13 protein-coding genes and 2 pseudogenes are annotated in these 16,935 nt (G+C 62.4%); 4 read left to right on the forward strand and 11 right to left on the reverse strand.

Annotation, left to right across the window (positions count from 1 at the left end; translation table 11 throughout):
- Positions 1–253 precede the first annotated feature (253 nt).
- Both CIB54_RS05260 and CIB54_RS05265 read right to left on the reverse strand, forming a co-directional pair.
- Positions 254–1,537, reverse strand: a complete 1,284-nt coding sequence (locus CIB54_RS05260) for an L-pipecolate oxidase (RefSeq protein WP_101218918.1) — start codon at positions 1,535–1,537, stop codon at positions 254–256.
- A gap of 91 nt (positions 1,538–1,628) precedes the next feature.
- Positions 1,629–3,119, reverse strand: a complete 1,491-nt coding sequence (locus CIB54_RS05265; protein ID WP_065951497.1) for an L-piperidine-6-carboxylate dehydrogenase — start codon at positions 3,117–3,119, stop codon at positions 1,629–1,631.
- Positions 3,120–3,273: 154 nt separating this feature from the next.
- Between CIB54_RS05265 and CIB54_RS05270 the strand changes: the two genes are divergently transcribed.
- From CIB54_RS05270 to nadE, 3 genes are all read left to right on the forward strand, one after another.
- Positions 3,274–4,164, forward strand: a complete 891-nt coding sequence (locus CIB54_RS05270; RefSeq protein ID WP_065951498.1) for a LysR family transcriptional regulator — start codon at positions 3,274–3,276, stop codon at positions 4,162–4,164.
- Positions 4,165–4,371: 207 nt separating this feature from the next.
- Positions 4,372–5,586, forward strand: coding sequence for a nicotinate phosphoribosyltransferase (pncB, locus tag CIB54_RS05275; RefSeq protein ID WP_065883346.1), 1,215 nt, complete (start codon positions 4,372–4,374; stop codon positions 5,584–5,586).
- A 3-nt stretch (positions 5,587–5,589) separates the two neighbouring features.
- On the forward strand, positions 5,590–6,417 hold the full coding sequence (gene nadE / locus CIB54_RS05280) for an ammonia-dependent NAD(+) synthetase (RefSeq protein WP_101218920.1): 828 nt from the start codon (positions 5,590–5,592) through the stop codon (positions 6,415–6,417).
- Between the two features lie 123 nt (positions 6,418–6,540).
- Here nadE and azu read toward each other — a convergent pair whose 3' ends face one another.
- The gene (gene azu, locus CIB54_RS05285) at positions 6,541–6,987 is read right to left on the reverse strand and encodes an azurin (RefSeq protein WP_101218922.1); all 447 of its coding nucleotides are present in this window, start codon (positions 6,985–6,987) and stop codon (positions 6,541–6,543) included.
- A 332-nt stretch (positions 6,988–7,319) separates the two neighbouring features.
- Between azu and CIB54_RS05295 the strand changes: the two genes are divergently transcribed.
- The gene (locus CIB54_RS05295; RefSeq protein WP_065951500.1) at positions 7,320–7,502 is read left to right on the forward strand and encodes a hypothetical protein; all 183 of its coding nucleotides are present in this window, start codon (positions 7,320–7,322) and stop codon (positions 7,500–7,502) included.
- Positions 7,503–7,545: 43 nt separating this feature from the next.
- Here CIB54_RS05295 and CIB54_RS05300 read toward each other — a convergent pair whose 3' ends face one another.
- From CIB54_RS05300 to CIB54_RS05330, 8 genes and pseudogenes are all read right to left on the reverse strand, one after another.
- Entirely contained in the window at positions 7,546–8,436 is an 891-nt protein-coding gene (locus CIB54_RS05300) for a transglutaminase family protein (protein WP_065951501.1), read from the reverse strand.
- Positions 8,436–10,922, reverse strand: a complete 2,487-nt coding sequence (locus tag CIB54_RS05305) for a circularly permuted type 2 ATP-grasp protein (RefSeq protein ID WP_101218926.1) — start codon at positions 10,920–10,922, stop codon at positions 8,436–8,438. The genes CIB54_RS05300 and CIB54_RS05305 overlap by 1 nt, the downstream gene beginning before the upstream one ends.
- 158 nt (positions 10,923–11,080) lie before the next feature.
- Complete coding sequence (locus tag CIB54_RS05310) at positions 11,081–14,371, reverse strand: transglutaminase family protein (RefSeq protein ID WP_101218928.1); 3,291 nt, start codon at positions 14,369–14,371, stop codon at positions 11,081–11,083.
- 187 nt (positions 14,372–14,558) lie between these two features.
- A complete protein-coding gene (locus CIB54_RS05315; protein WP_101218930.1) occupies positions 14,559–15,008 on the reverse strand; it encodes a hypothetical protein in 450 nt (149 codons plus the stop codon).
- Positions 14,996–15,166 (reverse strand): annotated as a pseudogene (locus tag CIB54_RS27580) (NAD synthetase); the annotation flags it as partial. The pseudogene CIB54_RS27580 and the gene CIB54_RS05315, both read right to left, overlap by 13 nt.
- Positions 15,166–15,258, reverse strand: a pseudogene (locus CIB54_RS27925) (NAD synthetase); the annotation flags it as partial. The pseudogenes CIB54_RS27925 and CIB54_RS27580, both read right to left, overlap by 1 nt.
- Before the next feature lie 296 nt (positions 15,259–15,554).
- A complete protein-coding gene (locus tag CIB54_RS05325) occupies positions 15,555–16,004 on the reverse strand; it encodes a hypothetical protein (protein WP_065896731.1) in 450 nt (149 codons plus the stop codon).
- Positions 16,001–16,933: an Ssp4 family T6SS effector gene (locus CIB54_RS05330; RefSeq protein ID WP_065951506.1), complete on the reverse strand. Its 933-nt coding sequence runs from the start codon at positions 16,931–16,933 to the stop codon at positions 16,001–16,003. The genes CIB54_RS05325 and CIB54_RS05330 overlap by 4 nt, the downstream gene beginning before the upstream one ends.
- Between the last annotated feature and the right edge of the window lie 2 nt (positions 16,934–16,935).

The following is a 16,935-nucleotide window of genomic DNA, read 5'->3' on the forward strand; positions in this document are numbered from 1 at the left end:
GACACCGTGTCATTGTTATTGCAGGCGTTTCGCGTCCTCCCGCCAGGACGTGCAACCGTCTAGCCTCGACAGGTGCAACCTGCAAGCCAAAAAAGTACAACCTTGAACGGTGAGACCTGCAACCGAAGGGATAAACGGCAGCTCCAGGCGCTGTAACCCTGCGCGTAACGGAACTGCACATTTACAGTGCGTGATTGCTACGACTTGCACCAATACAGATGGGTAGCCGGCTAAGGAAATGCCCGCTACCGGGTCAGACCACGATCCGCAGGCACTGCCCCGCGTGGTACAGCGAGAAACCTGCCTCATAGAGGCAACTGCGCAGGCCCGCGCCTGCCAGGGGTTGCATCGGTGCGAAGGGAATCGGCAGCGCCTGGGGATTGTGGTGACATAAATAGTCGGCAAACGCCTTGCCGACCACGCTGCCGGTGGTCACGCCGCGCCCGTTGTATCCGGTGACCGCCACCAGCCCGGGCGCCGGCTCGAACAAACGCATCAGGTGATCGGGCGTAAACGCGATGCATCCGGTCCAGGTGTATTCCCACTGCACCGATTTGAGATAGGGGAAGTAGTGCTGCTGCACCCGATCGGCCCACGCCTTGAGGAACCAGGCCGGCTTCTGGTTACCGTTGCCCAGGCTACCGAGCAACAGACGGCCATCGGCGTCGCGGCGAATGCTGCTCAGCACCTGGCGCGTGTCCCATGAACCCTGGCCGCCAGGCAGGATACGCCCGGCGGCGGCATCGGTGAGCGGCGCCGATGCCACCTGATAGTAGTAACCGGGGAAGAAATTACGCCGCAGCTCGGTCCATTCACCTTCGGTATAGGCATTGGAGGCGATCACCACCTGGGCGGCCTGCACCGCGCCCTGGGCGGTCTGCACAGACCAGACTGTGCCCTGGCGCTCAAGCTGGGTGACGGGGGAATGATCGAACAACTGCCCGCCCAACCCGACGGCCGCATTCGCCAGACCGCTGGTGTAGGCCATCGGGTTCAAGGTGCCGGCGCGTCGGTCCAGCAACGCGGCGGCGATTTTCGTAGTGCCGGTGGCTTGCTCGCAAGCCAGCCCGGTCAGCAACTCGACCGGCGCGCCACGGCGCTTCCATTGTTCTTCACGACTGCGCAGATCAGCCTCGCCACGGGCGTTATGCGCCATGTGCAGGGTGCCCTCGCGACGCACCTGGCAATCGATGTTGTACCTGTCGATCAGGCCGAATACCAGCGACGGTGCCGCGCCCAGCATGCGGTTGAGCTGGCTGCCCACGGCTTCGCCGAAACCGGCTTCGATCTCGTCCGGCGGGATCCACATACCGGCGTTGACCAGCCCGACGTTGCGCCCCGAACCACCGTGGCCGGTGCGGTGGGCCTCCAGCACGGCAACGCTTTTACCCTGTTCCAGCAAATGGATGGCGGCTGACAAACCGGTGATGCCGGCGCCGATCACGCACACATCCACCTTGACCTCACCCTTGAGCGCGGCACGATCCGGCCGGTTGGAGGTGAGGTGTTCCCATAAACATGCTTCGCGTAAAGGCATTGCCAGACTCCGTAGAGGACCTAACAAACGGCTATTTTCAGTTGTGAACCCGATCAAATGTGGGAGGGGGCAAGCCCCCTCCTACATGGACTCAGTCGAACGTGATGCCCTGCGCCAACGGCAACTCCAGCGAATAGTTCACGGTATTGGTCTGGCGACGCATATACCCGCGCCACGCATCCGAGCCCGACTCACGCCCGCCGCCGGTCTCCTTCTCACCGCCAAACGCGCCGCCGATCTCCGCGCCGCTCGGGCCGATATTGACGTTGGCAATGCCGCAGTCACTGCCCACCGCCGACATGAACTGCTCGGCTTCACGCACATCGGTGGTGAAGATGCACGACGACAAGCCTTGTGGCACCGCGTTGTTCAGGCGCAACGCTTGGGCAAAGTCGCTGTAGCCGATCACGTACAGAATCGGCGCGAAGGTTTCGGTGCACACCACGTCACTCTGCTCGGGCATTTCCACAATCGCCGGCGACACGTAGTAAGCGTTGGGGAACTGGTCTTGCAGCTGGCGCTTGCCGCCAAACACCTTGCCCCCCTCGCTCAGGGCTTGCTCCAGGGCGTCCTGCATATTGTCGAAGCCGTGCTTGTCGATCAGCGGGCCGATCAGGTTGCCTTCCAGCGGATGGCCGATGCGCACCTTGGCGTAGGCGGCCTTGAGGCGAGTGACGATTTCTGCCTTGACCGACTCATGGGCGATCAGCCGGCGCAGGGTGGTGCAACGCTGGCCGGCGGTGCCGACGGCGCTGAACAGGATTGCGCGCACGGCCATGTCCAGATCGGCGCTCGGGCCGAGGATCATCGCATTGTTGCCGCCCAGCTCGAGGATGCTGCGGGCAAAGCGCGCAGCGACTTTGGGCGCCACTTCGCGGCCCATGCGGGTGCTGCCGGTGGCGCTGATCAGCGCCACACGCGGGTCATCCACCAACGCGGCGCCGGCCTCGCGGCCACCGATGATCACTTGGCTGAGGTACTGCGGCGCCTCCTTGAAATTCTTCAACACGCGCTCGAACAGGGCCTGGCACGCCAGCGCGGTGAGTGGGGTCTTTTCCGACGGTTTCCAGATCACCGCATTGCCGCACACCAGCGCCAGGGTGGTGTTCCACGCCCACACCGCGACCGGGAAGTTGAACGCGCTGATCACGCCGACCACGCCCAGCGGATGCCAGGTTTCACGCATATGGTGACCGGGGCGCTCGGAGGCGATGGTCAAGCCGTACAACTGGCGCGACAAGCCGACGGCGAAGTCGCAGATGTCGATCATTTCCTGGACTTCCCCCAGACCTTCCTGGGTGATCTTGCCGGCTTCCCAGGAGACCAGCTCGCCAAGGTCGGCCTTGTACTCGCGCAACACGTCGCCGAACTGGCGCACCAGCTCGCCGCGACGCGGGGCCGGTACTTTGCGCCAGGCGTCGAATGCATGCTCGGCGCGACTGACCTGCTGCTCCACCTCGGCGGCACCTTCCCAGTTCACGACGCCGATGCGGCTGCCATCGATCGGCGAATGCACGGGCTGTGTCCCCGCCTGGTACAGCGCCGGGTTTACGCCTAGACGGTCAAGCAATGCGGCAACCATGGGGTACTCCTTCAAATCTGCAAAGACAAAATTGCGCCGCCCAAGACACGGCGATCCAGGCCTCATTTGTAGCTGGCCCAAGACTTGCCAACAAACGACGATTAGGCGAGATATCATTCCGTTTATTCATGCAAAGAATAAAAAGAGGCATGCCGTGCTGAACAAAAGACATTTGCCCTCGATCACCGCCCTGCAGTGTTTCGAAGCCGCCACGCGCCACCTGAGCTTTACCCGCGCCGCCGAGGAATTGAACCTCACGCAAAGCGCGGTGAGCAAACAGGTGGCGCAGTTGGAAGAGTTGCTGCAGCACCTGCTGTTTCGCCGCGTGCGGCGCCGCTTGCAGATGACGCCGGCGGGCGACCTGTACCTGGTGGAAGTGCGCAAGATCCTCTCCCAGGTGGAGATGTCCACCCACTACCTGCGCTCCTACGGCGGCGAAACCGAAGTGCTGCGCGTGTCCACGCCCTACACCTTCGGTGCGCGCTGGCTGGTGCCGCGCCTCAAGGGCTGGCGCCTGCGCCACCCACAGATCCATCTGGACCTGTGCAACGAACAGGAACCGGATGAGCTGCTGCAGGGCAAGGCCGACATGGCGTTCTATTTCGGCCAGGGTTCACGCCCCGGCACCGAGAGCTTGAAGTTGTTCAGCGAAGAGCTTGTACCTGTGTGTTCGCCCGAGAGCGTGCCGGCAGAGCCGTTCACCGATCCCACCCAACTGAGCGAACTGGTGCTGCTGCAAAATGCCTCGCGGCCACAGGGTTGGCATGACTGGTTCGCCAGCCAGGGTTTGCACACCGAGCACAGTTATCACGGGCCGCGCTTTGACACCTTTTATATGTGCATTCGCGCGGCGCAGGTCGGCTGTGGCGTGGCACTGCTGCCGCGGTTTCTGGTGGAAGAGGAACTGGCCGACGGCAAGCTGGTGATTGCCTGGCAGCATGGGATGCCGAGCCAGGATGCGTATTACCTGGCTTATCCGGAGCATGCGGCGGAGGTGCCTAAAGTGAGGGAGTTTGTGAAGTGGATGCTTGAGCAGGTTATTTAGTGCCTGGAATATAGCCATCGGGGGCAAGCCCCCTCCCACACTTGGAATGCATTTCAAATGTGGGAGGGGGCTTGCCCCCGATGGCGCCAGTGGCCCCGGCAAAAAAATCACTGGCAAACCAACCCAGGTCTATGCGCCACTAGCCCCCTTTCCTCAATTGTGCGTAAAGGCCGGCGCCCAGCGTCGACCCGTCTGGAGATTCCCGTTATGAGCGAGAGTGTGTTTGCCGATCGCATCGTGCAGAACCTGCTCGACACCGACTTCTACAAGCTGACCATGATGCAGGCGGTGCTGCACAACTACCCGAATGTGGAAGTTGAATGGGAGTTCCGTTGCCGCAACAGCGAGGACCTGCGCCCGTACCTGGCGGAGATTCGCTATCAGATCGAGCGTCTCGCCGAGTTGAGCCTGAGCCCGGACCAATTGGGTTTCCTGGAACGTATCAGCTTCATGAAGCCGGACTTTTTGCGCTTCCTCGGGCTGTTCCGCTTCAACCTGCGCTACGTGCAGACCGGCATCGAGAACGGCGAGCTGTTTATCCGCCTGCGCGGGCCGTGGCTGCATGTGATCCTGTTTGAAGTGCCGATGCTGGCCATCGTCAGCGAAGTGCGTAACCGCTACCGCTACCAGACCGTGATCCTGGAACAGGCCCGCGAGCAGTTGTACCGCAAGTTCGACTGGCTGACGGCGAATGCCGCCAGCGATGAACTGTCGGAGCTGCAAGTGGCTGACTTCGGCACGCGCCGGCGCTTCTCGTACCGGGTGCAGGAAGAAGTGGTCAGCGTACTCAAGCATGACTTCCCCGGGCGGTTTGTCGGTACCAGTAACGTGCACCTGGCCCGCGAATTCGACATGAAACCATTGGGCACCATGGCCCATGAATGGATCATGGCCCACCAGCAACTCGGCCCGCGCCTGATCGACAGCCAGATCGCCGCCCTTGACTGCTGGGTCCGCGAATACCGTGGCCTGCTGGGCATCGCCCTGACCGACTGCATCACCACCGATGCGTTCCTGGGCGACTTCGACTTGTACTTCGCCAAGCTGTTCGACGGGCTGCGCCACGACTCCGGCGACCCGGTGCAATGGGCGGAAAAAGCCATCGCCCATTACCACAAGCTGGGTATCGAGCCGATGAGCAAGACCCTGGTGTTCTCCGACAGCCTGACGTTGCCCAAGGCCCTGGAGATTTTCCGCGCCCTGCGTGGTCGCATCAATGTGAGCTTTGGCATCGGCACCAACCTGACCTGCGATATTCCAGGGGTGGAACCGATGAGCATCGTGCTTAAAATGACCGCCTGCAATGGCCAGCCCGTCGCCAAGATTTCCGATGAAGCGGGCAAGACCCACTGCACCGACCCGAATTTTGTCGCCTATTTGCGTCACGTGTTCAAAGTACCTGCCCTATCCAGCAAGGAGTGAAGCATGCAAGCCGTACAGCGTGAGATTGCGCAGCAGCTCAAGGTGCAAGCGCCGTTCAAAGACCAGGCCGCCCTGGAGGCAGAAGTCGCCAGGCGCGTGGCCTTTATCCAGGACTGCCTGCGCAATTCCGGGCTCAAGTCGCTGGTACTGGGCATCAGTGGGGGTGTCGATTCCCTGACCGCAGGCCTCCTGGGCCAACGTGCCGTGCAGGAACTGCGCGCCAGCAGCGGTGACGCGGCCTATCGTTTCATCGCCGTGCGCCTGCCCTACGAAACCCAGTTCGACGAACACGAAGCCCAGGCTTCGGTGGACTTCATCGAGCCGGACGAGCGCCACACCGTCAACATCGGCCCGGCGGTCAAGGCCCTGGCCAATCAGGTTGCGGCGTTCGATGACAAACCGGCGGCATCCCGCGATTTCGTGCTGGGCAACACCAAGGCGCGCATGCGCATGGTCGCGCAGTACACCATCGCCGGTGCGGCCGGTGGGCTGGTGATCGGTACCGACCATGCGGCGGAAGCGGTGATGGGCTTTTTCACCAAGTTCGGGGATGGCGCCTGTGACCTGGCGCCGCTGAGCGGGCTGGTGAAAAACCAGGTGCGTGCGATTGCGCGGCACTTCGGCGCGCCGGAGTCGTTGGTGGAGAAAGTCCCGACCGCCGACCTGGAGGACCTGTCGCCGGGCAAGCCGGACGAAGCGTCACATGGCGTGACCTATGCCGAAATCGATGCGTTCCTGCACGGTGAACCCGTGCGTGAAGAGGCATTCAGGATTATCTGCGAGACGTACCGCAAGACGGAGCACAAGCGGGTGATGCCGTTTGCGCCTTGAGGTGAGGCAGATAGTTTTGCGTTGACTGCCAGAATGCCATCGGGGGCAAGCCCCCTCCCACACTTGATGTGAATACAGTCAAATGTGGGAGGGGGCTTGCCCCCGATGAACGATAACGCGGTGTTACTTGACGGTCACAGTGCCTTTCATCATCGAGATATGGCCTGGGAACGAGCAGAAGAACATGTAATCCGTGCCCGCCGTCAGCTTCGACACGTCGAACGTCACCGAATCTTTTTCGCCGGCGCCAATAAGCTTGGTGTGGGCGATGATGCGGTCGTCGCCTTCCTTGAGGTAGTTTTTGTCCACCCCGGCGGCCATGCCGTCGCTGGCAACGGGCTGCATGTTGGTGGCGCTGGTCAACACCCAGTTATGCCCCATGACGTTTTTCGGCAGGTTACCGGAGTGCGTCAGCTCGACGGTGAACTGCTTGCAGCTCTTGTCGATGGTGATTTCTTTGGTGTTGAACGACATCTGGTCGGTGGAGTCGACAGTGACCTTGCACTCTGCAGCAAGCAACTGGCCGCTGGCCAGAGTCAGCAGGGAAACAGCAACGAGTTTGGCGAACATGTGAATCTCCAGGGCAGGGTTAGAAAACGCGTATGGCGACAAGGGTGCCTCAAGCAGGCTTAATTTCTTATGATCTGCATCAACAGATTGTATACAACTTTAGGCTATCAGGCTGATCAACACAATCTACCATCGGCCCTCGCGGCAACCGGCTATGATCGGCCCATTCCCCATTGGAGCCTGCGCCATGCACCTCAATCAACTGTTCAAAGGCCTGTTCGCCGCTTACGCCAGCGGTAAGTGAAGGCCAAGCGCGCTGCGAAGCTGCTACCATAGTGACCCAAGGCAGCCGCGCGCCGCCCACCCTCACCTTCGACCCTAGAGGATCGCCCATGGCCAAACCTAATTACTCCTTCGCCAAACGTCAGAGAGACTTGGCCAAGGAACAGAAGAAAGAGGAAAAGCTGCAACGCAAGAAAGCCGCTGCAGATGAAGAAGCGGGCGCACTGAACCCGGACGTCGATGCTGAAGAAACCAGCGACGACACTGAAACACCAAAAGATCCGGCTGAATAATTTCCTTTGCGGTGAGCAGGCCCGCCTTGCTCACCGCAATCTGCTACGCCAGCGGCATTACCGTCACCCGCACTTCCGGGTCATGGTTCCCTCCCCCCAATATCACCCCTCGCAACGGCGACACATCGGAAAAATCCCGGCCCCACGCCAGGGTGATGTGCTCCAGCGCCGGCTGCACGTTATTCGTCGGATCGAAATCCACCCAACCCGACACCGGACAAAACACCGACACCCAGGCATGAGACGCATCGGCACCGATCAGCCGTGGCTGGCCGGGCGGCGGCTGGGTGAGCAGGTAACCGCTGATATAACGTGCCGCCAGGCCCCGCGAGCGCAGGCAGGCGAGCATCAGGTGCGCGAAGTCCTGGCACACGCCGCGACGGCGCTCCAGCACTTCCACCAGCGGCGTGGCGACCTGGGTGGCTTCGGCATCGAAGGTGAACTCGCTGAAGATCTTTTGCATCAGCGCTTGCACGCCGAGCAGCAACGGCTCGCCGGCCGGGAAGCAGCTTTCGGAGAACTCGACGAAGGTTCTTTTCAAATGCACGTAAGGCGATTCGAAGCGATAACGGCAGGCTTCGATGATCTCCAGTGACAGCGCTTGGCTGCTGTAGGTAAAGCTGTCACGGGTGCGGTCCCAGGCCGGCGATTGCCGTAAGTCCAATGCCGGTCGCGCCAGCACTTCCACGGTCAGGCCGGCATTGATCAGCAATTCGTCATGGGGCCGCTCGAACGCCAGGCGGGTGATCGGGTTGCCGAACACGTCCAGCTCGTCGCGGCGTGAAGAGGGCTGCGGGCTGATATCCAGGGTCTGCCAGGTGCACCGTTGCCACGCACAGGGCCGCGGCCATAGATGCGCCAGCTGCTGGGCCAGGGACACCGCGCTGTCGTAGTGATAATGGGTGTCATGGAAAATCTGATAGCGCGCACTCATCACACCGACACCGTTTGCTGGCTGACATCATCCACATGGGCAAAGTGGCGCAGGGCCAGGCGATCCGACACTTGCCCGCTTTCATCGGCGACCGCTTGCAGCAGGTCGGCCAGGCCATCCAACGCGGCGCGCACGCCGGATTCACCGAACAGCGGGTTCTCCAGGCAACCGAGGTCGAAACGCGCCAACTGCTCCACCAACGCTGCCAGGCCGGTTTCCCGCGGCACGCCGAAATCATCGTTCAAGCGACGCAAGGTGCGGCTCACCAGCTTGAGCTGGAACAGCACCGCATGGGGGTTCTGTTCGTCGAGCAACAGCAGGTCGAGCACCGGAATCAGTTGCGGCACCGCCAGGTACCGCGAACGGTAGGTGATGCTGCTGTTGCCCAGCTCCAGCAACCATTCCAGCCCGGCCTGATCGAAGACCGCCACACCGCGCAGGAACGCGGCAAGGCTGCTGCTCAGAAACTGCAGGCGCTCGATACGCCGGCCCATCATCAAGAAGCGCCAGCCCTCGTCGCGGGTCATATCGTCCAGGGCAAACCCGGACAGCGCCGCCAGGGACATCACCAGGCGGTTGAGGAAGTCCAGCAACTCGCCGAAGTCCGGGGTTTCACGCTCCAATTCCATGGCTTCGCGTTGCAGCTCCACCAGGGCCTGCCAGTTTTCCCGGGACAACTTGCCGCGCACCTGGGACGCCGCCCACTGCAAGCGCTGCAAATTGGCGCGCAGGCTCGAGGGCCAGTCATCGCCGAGCAAGGCGGCCAGCAAGCGGTCGGGCAGCTCGCCCTCTTCCGGCAACAGCCGCAGGCTTTCTCCCAGTTCGACCGCCGCCTGCAAGGCCAACGGATCGTCGCCGTCGACATAGCGCGCCAGCACGATACGCAGCCAGCGCGCACTGTCATCGCAGCGCTCGCAATAACGGCCAAACCAGAACAGGTTTTCCACCACGCGTGACGGCAGATACGGATCGCGGCGCACCAGGTCGTGCGCACCAATCACGCGCTGGGCGCGCCATTGCTCGCCACCGGGCGCACGCTCGCCGAGTACCCAAGTGTCCTTGCTCGCTCCGCCGCGTTGCATCGATACCACTTCGGCATCGGCCTCGGCGGCTACGCGGGTCAGGCCGCCGGGCAGTACACGGTAGCCGTCCTCACTGGCCACGGCATACACGCGCATGCCGATGGCGCGGTGTTGCAAATGGTCTTCCACGGTGTGCCACACCGGTGCCTGGGACAATTGCGCCAGCTCCTGGGCAACATAAGCGTAAGGCCGCGCGCGCATGCGCCCGGCTAGGGCCTGGCGCTGTTCGGCGTTCAGGTCGCGACCAAATACGGGGGCGAAACTCTGCGATGGGAACGCCGGTTTGATCAACAACTGCGGCAGCTTCTCCAACGCTTCGGCCAGCACCGGCGCCTCGCCGCACCACCAGGTGGCGATGGACGGCAGGATCAGTGCTTCGCCAAATAAAAACTCGTTGATCCCGGGCAGGAAACCGAGCAGCCCCGGCGACTCCAGCACGCCGCTGCCCAAGGCGTTGGCCACCAATACATTGCCTTGGCGTACGGCATCGAGCAGGCCCGGGACGCCGAGGGCCGAATCCGTGCGCAGCTCCAGGGGGTCGCAGAAGTCGTCGTCCAGGCGCCGCATGATTGCGTGAACGCGGCGCAGGCCACTGAGGGTCTTGAGAAACACGGTGCTGTCGCGCACGGTGAGGTCGCCGCCTTCCACCAGGGGGTAGCCGAGCTGACGCGCGAGGTAGAGGTGTTCGAAATAGCTTTCGTTGAAGCGCCCCGGCGTCAGCAGCACGATCAGCGGTGGCTGGTCATCGCCGGGCGCCTGGCGGGCCAGGGTTTCCTGGAGTGTGCGAAAGAAACCGGTGAGGTGTTGCACCTGCAAGTCACGGTAAAGATCCGGGAAGGCGCGCGACACAATGGTACGGTTTTCCAGGGCATAGCCGGCGCCCGACGGTGCCTGGGTACGGTCGGCCGTTACCCACCAGCGTCCATCCGGCGTGCGTGCCAGGTCCACCGCATACAGGTGCAGGAAGGCACCATCCGGTGGCTGGATACCCTGGCACGGCCACAGGAAGTTGTTGTGGCCAAATACCAGCTCGGCGGGCAGCAGGCCTTCCTTGATCAGGCGCTGCGGCCCATAGAGGTCGGCGAGCACGGCATTAAGCAGGCGCGCCCGCTGGGCAATGCCGGCCGACAGGTGCTGCCACTCGTCAGCGGCCAGCACGTGGGGCAACAGGTCCAGTTCCCATGGGCGATCGGCGCCCTTGGGGTCGGCGTAGACGTTGTAGGTCACGCCGTTTTCCTGGATCTGCCGGGTCAGCAATGCCTGGCGCTGGGCCAGTTGGGCCGGCGTGCTGCGTTGCAGGTGGTCGAGCAGGCGCTGCCAGTGGGCACGCACTGCGCCGCTGTCATCCAGCAGTTCGTGATAGGTGCCCGGGGTCAGCGGGTAACGGTCGAGCAAGTCGGACATGGAACGCTCGGCAGAGGCAAGGGGGCTCAGGTTAACTTAAATTCACTACGATCCAATGTGGGAGGGGGCTTGCCCCCGATTGCGGTGCATCAGTAACAGAAACTCTGACTGACAGACCGCTATCGGGAGCAAGCCCCCTCCCACATTTGGATTGTGATTCAGTCATTTTTATTGGGGAAGCGGCGCAAATCCAGAGTCATTGGCAATTCATCGTTCACCACCACAGTCGGCACAGAGAGCTTGCCCGGGCTATGCCCCAAACGGAAAAACCGCGCCATCCGCCGGCTCTCGGCTTCGTTGGCATTCACCGGCAAGCTGTCGTAATTGCGCCCGCCCGGATGGGCCACATGGTACTGGCAGCCGCCCAGCGAGCGCTGCATCCAGGTGTCCAGCAGGTCGAACACCAGCGGCGCGTGCACCGCGATGGTCGGCTGCAGGCAGTTGGCCGGTTGCCAGGCGCGGTAACGTACCCCGGCAACAAACTCGCCGACGCGGCCGGTCGGCTGCAGCGGCACCGGAATGCCATTGCAGGTCAGCACATAACGTTGCGGCGCCAAGCCGCTCAACTTCACTTGCAGGCGCTCCAGGGACGAGTCCACATAGCGCACCGTACCGCCCACCGCGCCCTCCTCGCCCAGTACATGCCAGGGTTCCAGGGCCTGGCGCAGTTCCAGCTCGATACCGCTGACGGCATAGTCGCCGACCTTGGGGAAACGAAATTCCAGGTGCGCGGCAAACCACTCGGCGCGCAGCGGATAACCGGCGGCATTGAGCTCGACGATCACATCGGCGAAATCCTGCTCGATAAAGTGCGGCAACAGGAAGCGGTCATGCAGTTCGGTCCCCCAGCGCGCCAACTTCGGTGGCGCGTAAGGTTCACGCCAGAACCGCGCAACCAGCGCCCGCAACAGCAACTGCTGGGTGAGGCTCATGCGCGCATGGGGCGGCATTTCAAAGGCGCGCAGTTCCAGCAGGCCCAGGCGGCCGGTGGCGCCATCGGGGGAATAGAGCTTGTCGATGCAGAACTCGGCGCGATGGGTATTGCCCGTGACGTCGATCAGCAGGTTGCGCAGCAAACGGTCGACCAACCAGGGCGGGCATTCTTCGCCCGGCGCGGGCATCTGCGCAAAGGCGATTTCCAGCTCATACAGCGCATCGTTGCGCGCTTCATCCACTCTCGGCGCCTGGGACGTCGGGCCGATAAACAGGCCGGAGAACAGATAGGACAGCGAGGGATGATTGTGCCAATAGCTGATCAAGCTGCGCAGCAGGTCGGGCCGGCGCAGGAACGGTGAGTCCTTGGGTGTGGCGCCGCCCAGCACGAAATGGTTGCCGCCGCCGGTGCCGGTGTGGCGACCGTCGATCATGAATTTTTCCGTGGTCAGGCGGGTTTGCCGCGCCTCTTCGTAGAGGAATTCGGTGCGCTCCACCAACTCGTCCCAGGTGGCGGACGGCTGCACGTTGACCTCGATCACGCCGGGGTCCGGCGTCACCCGGAAATGGGTCAGGCGAGTATCCATCGGCGGCTCGTAGCCTTCCAGCAGCACCGGGCAATGCAGTTCTTCGGCGGTCGCCTCGATGGCCGTCACCAGCTCCAGATAGTCCTCGACACGCTCCAGGGGCGGCATGAACAGGTACAGGCGCCCTTCCCGCGCTTCGGCGCACAGCGCAGTGCGGGTCAGCCAGTCGGCGGACTCATCGACCTGCGGCACGCGCTCATCGCTCGTGGCCGGCTCGCCATGGCTGTGCAGGTGTGCGGTGGTCGGCAGCGACGGTTGCTCCTGATTCGGGTCGGTCGGATGCACAAACGGATATTCGGCAGCCGTCACCCAGGGCTGCGAGGCCAACGGCAATCGATACCCCAACGGCGAGTCGCCCGGCACCAGGCGGCAGTGGTTGTCGCGCAGGTACCAGCGCCCGCTCTGCCAGCGATCGTTGGCGGCGGTGCGCGCCAGTGGCAGCACTTGGCCGATGACTTTATCCAGGCCCTGGCTGAAGACTTTGCGCAGGCGCTCGCGCTCCAGGTCATCGCTCAGGCGCGGGTCCTGGGCGGTGACGTTTTGCGGTAGCGCGCCCTCGCGCCACAGGTAGTAGAAATTGTCTTCATACGCCGGGAACACAAAACGCGCCGGCAGTTTGAGACGCTCGGCGACGCTGGCCAGAAAGCGCCCGGCCATTACGCTATCCGCGCCATAGTCGGCTTGTTCATCGGCGATCAACGCGCTGTTGTGCCAGATCGGCACGCCGTCGCGGCGCCAGTAGCAGTTCAGGGACCAGCGCGGCAACTGCTCGCCGGGGTACCACTTGCCCTGGCCGAAATGCACCAGGCCCTGCGGCGCGTAGTGCCTGCGCAGGCGCAGGAACAGTTCAGCGGACAGGCGGCGCTTGTCCGGGCCCAGGGCGGCGGTATTCCATTCGGCGCCGTCGGGGTCGTCGATAGACACGAACGTCGGTTCGCCGCCCATGGTCAGGCGCACATCGTCCCTGTGCAGGTCAGCATCGATCTGCCGGCCCAGAGCCTGGATCGCCAGCCATTGCTCTTCGGTGTAGGGCTTGGTCACCCGTGGCGCTTCCCAGAGGCGCTCCACCGACATCTCATGGCTGAACTCGCACTCGCATGGCTCAACCAAGCCACTGATCGGAGCAGCGGACGACGGATCGGGGCTGCAGGCCAACGGGATATGGCCTTCACCGGCGAACAAGCCCGAGGTGGCGTCCAGGCCGATCCAGCCGGCGCCGGGCAGATACACTTCGCACCAGGCGTGCAGGTCGGTGAAATCCACGTCGGTGCCGGAGGGGCCATCCAGGGCTTTGACATCGGCGGTGAGCTGAATCAGATAGCCGGAGACAAACCGCGCCGCCAGCCCGAGGTTGCGCAGCAGCTGCACCAGCAGCCAGGCCGAATCGCGGCATGAGCCCGAGGCATTTTCCAGGGTGAACTCCGGGGTTTGCACGCCCGGCTCCATGCGGATCAGGTAGCCGATATCGGCGGCCAGGCGCTGGTTGAGTCCGACCAGAAAATCCACGGCCGGCAGCGGCGTGCGGTCGATACCGGCCAGGTAGGCGGCAAACTTCGGCGTCAGCGGCAACGTTTCCAGGTAAGGCGCCAGTTCGCGCTGCTCATCGGCGGCATAGCTGAAGGGGATGTTTTCGGCGTAGGGTTCGAGGAAAAAATCGAATGGGTTGAATACCGCCATCTCGGCGACCAGATCGACCTCAACGCGCAGCTCGTCAGTCTTTTGCGGGAATACCAGGCGCGCCAGATAATTACCCTGGGGGTCCTGTTGCCAGTTGATGAAGTGCTGCTCGGGCAGCACCTTCAGCGCGTAGGACAGTATCCGCGTGCGGCTATGGGCCGCCGGGCGCAATCGCACAATTTGCGGGCCAAGTTCGACAGCACGGTCGTAGCGGTAATGCGTAACGTGGTGCAACGCGACATGAATCGACACGGCGGCCTCCTGCGAGCCAGGGCATGGGCACAACGCGCGCAAGACTTATGCCAGAGCGGCAGTCATTGCGCTTTATCGTGGGAACCGCCGCAGTACAGCACCAAAACGACGCCAACGGTGGCCTCATGGTGCGAGGGCTGCACATATTTGTGGCGAACGCCTGAAGGGAGGTGGTGAATCTACCCAGTCATGGGGCCTTGTGCCTGGCGCCGAGGGCCTGACGCAGGTGGCGAATTTCCACCCATTTGGCCCGCATCTCGCGCTGCCCCTTGCTGTTGAGTAGCAGCAGCCCGAACAGTGGAAAAACCAGCGCCAACCCATAAAGAACACGATGAGGGGCGTATTGGAACATCGGCAACACAAACAGCAGGCAGGCCACGTAGATACCGACCATCAACCATGCCCAGGAGGGTTTGCCGCGCAAGATCATAAAGTTGCTATGCACCGTCAGCAGTGTGAACACTGCCCCGGCCAGCATGATTTTGCGCCCGACTTGCGCAAGGGGCGCATCATCGAAATAGGTGACGAAGGCCAGCGCCATGGCCAACGCCAATGAAAAATACGCCGCAAATACGCCGCCCAGAAATGTCAGAAAGTAATGCCTGAAAAAGTCCCGGTGCGTCATCAGTTCGCCCATTCTTTTACTTCCTCATACAGCCCGATCGCGATGGTATTGACGTTTCCGGAGTAGGCGCTGCCGCCGAACCCTACGACTGCGCTCAGGGCGTCCTTGATCTGGGTCGTTGTGCCGTGCTTGAGCTGCGTGGGGGTGAAACGCTTGGTGAGTTCGCCCGACGCGGCAGGTTGATCTGGCTTTCAATACGCTGGCGCGCCATGAACTGGGAGCGGTTGGAGTCCATGCCGATGCTGAGCAGGGGGTTGCTCATGGAGGTGCTCTTCCTTGGAGGGGGTGACTGAACTGCCGCTATCGGGGGCAAGCCCCCTCCCACACTCGACCGCATTCTCATGCTGGAACTCAGTCAAGTGTGGGAGGGGGCTTGCCCGCGATAGCCCATCCAATGGGCGCCACCCTATCAAACAGGCTCAGCACCTACCACAAAGCGAAACGCCAACCCGAGACTGGCGTTTTACAGGCCTGCGCGGCCGCCTGGTTTAGCGCGAGATCTTAACGCGGGCCAGACCTCCCGGTGAAGGTGCGAACACAGGTGGTGAGTCTACCCAATCAACGGGCTCTACGCTGGGCAACGACGGCCTGTCGCAAGCGCCGTATTTCATGTAGCCGCTGACGCATTTCGCGGTGGCGCTTGCTGTTGAGCAACAATAAGCCCAGCAGTGGGAACAAAACCGCCGAGCCGTACACCAGGCGGTTGAGGTCGTACTGAATCATCGGCAAGACGAACAACAGGCACGCGCCGAGGTATCCCGCCACCAGCCTGGCCGCCCAGGGATAGCCACGCGCGATCATCACGTTGCCAAACACCAGCACCACCACCAGCAGCAGAATCGCAGCCCCCGAATAGCTGGACTTGAGCGCTGGCTCTACCCCACGCAAATAGGTCACGCCCGCAGTGGAAACTGCGACTGAGCCGGAGAAGATCGCCATGAAGACGGTGCCCATGAACACCGGAAAATAACGGGCGAGAAAACTGCGCATATCGGGGAAGCCGCTCATTCGGTCAAATCCTCGTACAAGCCGATCGCAATGGTGCTGGCCGTACCGACATGCCCGGTTCGATAGCTACCGGCGATGCCCAATACGCCGCCCAGCGCATCTTTCAATTGGGTCAGCGTGGCGTGGCGGATTTCGGTGGAGCTGTAGCTCTTGGTCAGCTTGCCGGCGCGCTGCTGCAGCTTGAGCAACTTGGGCGTCAGGCTCGGATCGCGCAGGCTGAGCAACTCCTTGGTCAATTTCTTGCGTTCCTGACGGCTCAGACCCTTGAGCAGCTCATACCAACTCTTACCCAACGCGGCGGCCTTGTTGGCTTTGAGCAGCCTGACCGTGGTCAAGGCCCCCGTGCCGATCCCCACCAGCGAGGCCGCATCGAGGATGGGTGAAACCGCGCCATACCATTCGGCGTCGTCCATGCGGTCGTTCGCATCGGGATCAAGTATTTCGTTGTAGGTACGTGCCACGCCAAATCCGCATTGGGCGCTGCTCGCCAGCGCCGCAGTGACGCCGATACCCACCACAAACGCACTGGCACCCGCAGTGAACGGCACAGCGACGCTGCCGCTGAATACAACGATCCAGCCGATCACCGCTGCGCCACATGAAAGGCCCATATCAAACGCCTCTTTCCTCAGACGTCCTTCGCGGGGGTCGGTCTTCACCTGCTCTACAAACTGTGCGGGCGAGATGTATTTCTGCGCCTCGCGCAAGATGATGCGCTTGGGCCTGATACTGCAGATGGGCTTGAATTCACGCAGGGTAATGACGTTGAAGTCGGCATCGATGTAGACGACGCCTGCGCCAACGATGCCGGGGTCAGCATCGATAGCTGCAAACAGGCGCGGCAGGTTGATCTGACTTTCAATACGCTGGCGCGCCATGAACTGGGAGCGGTTGGAGTCCATGCCGATGCTGAGCAGGGGGTTGCTCATGG

Origin of the sequence: Pseudomonas fluorescens (genome assembly GCF_002837185.1) — a bacterium.
GTDB lineage: Bacteria > Pseudomonadota > Gammaproteobacteria > Pseudomonadales > Pseudomonadaceae > Aquipseudomonas > Aquipseudomonas fluorescens_AM.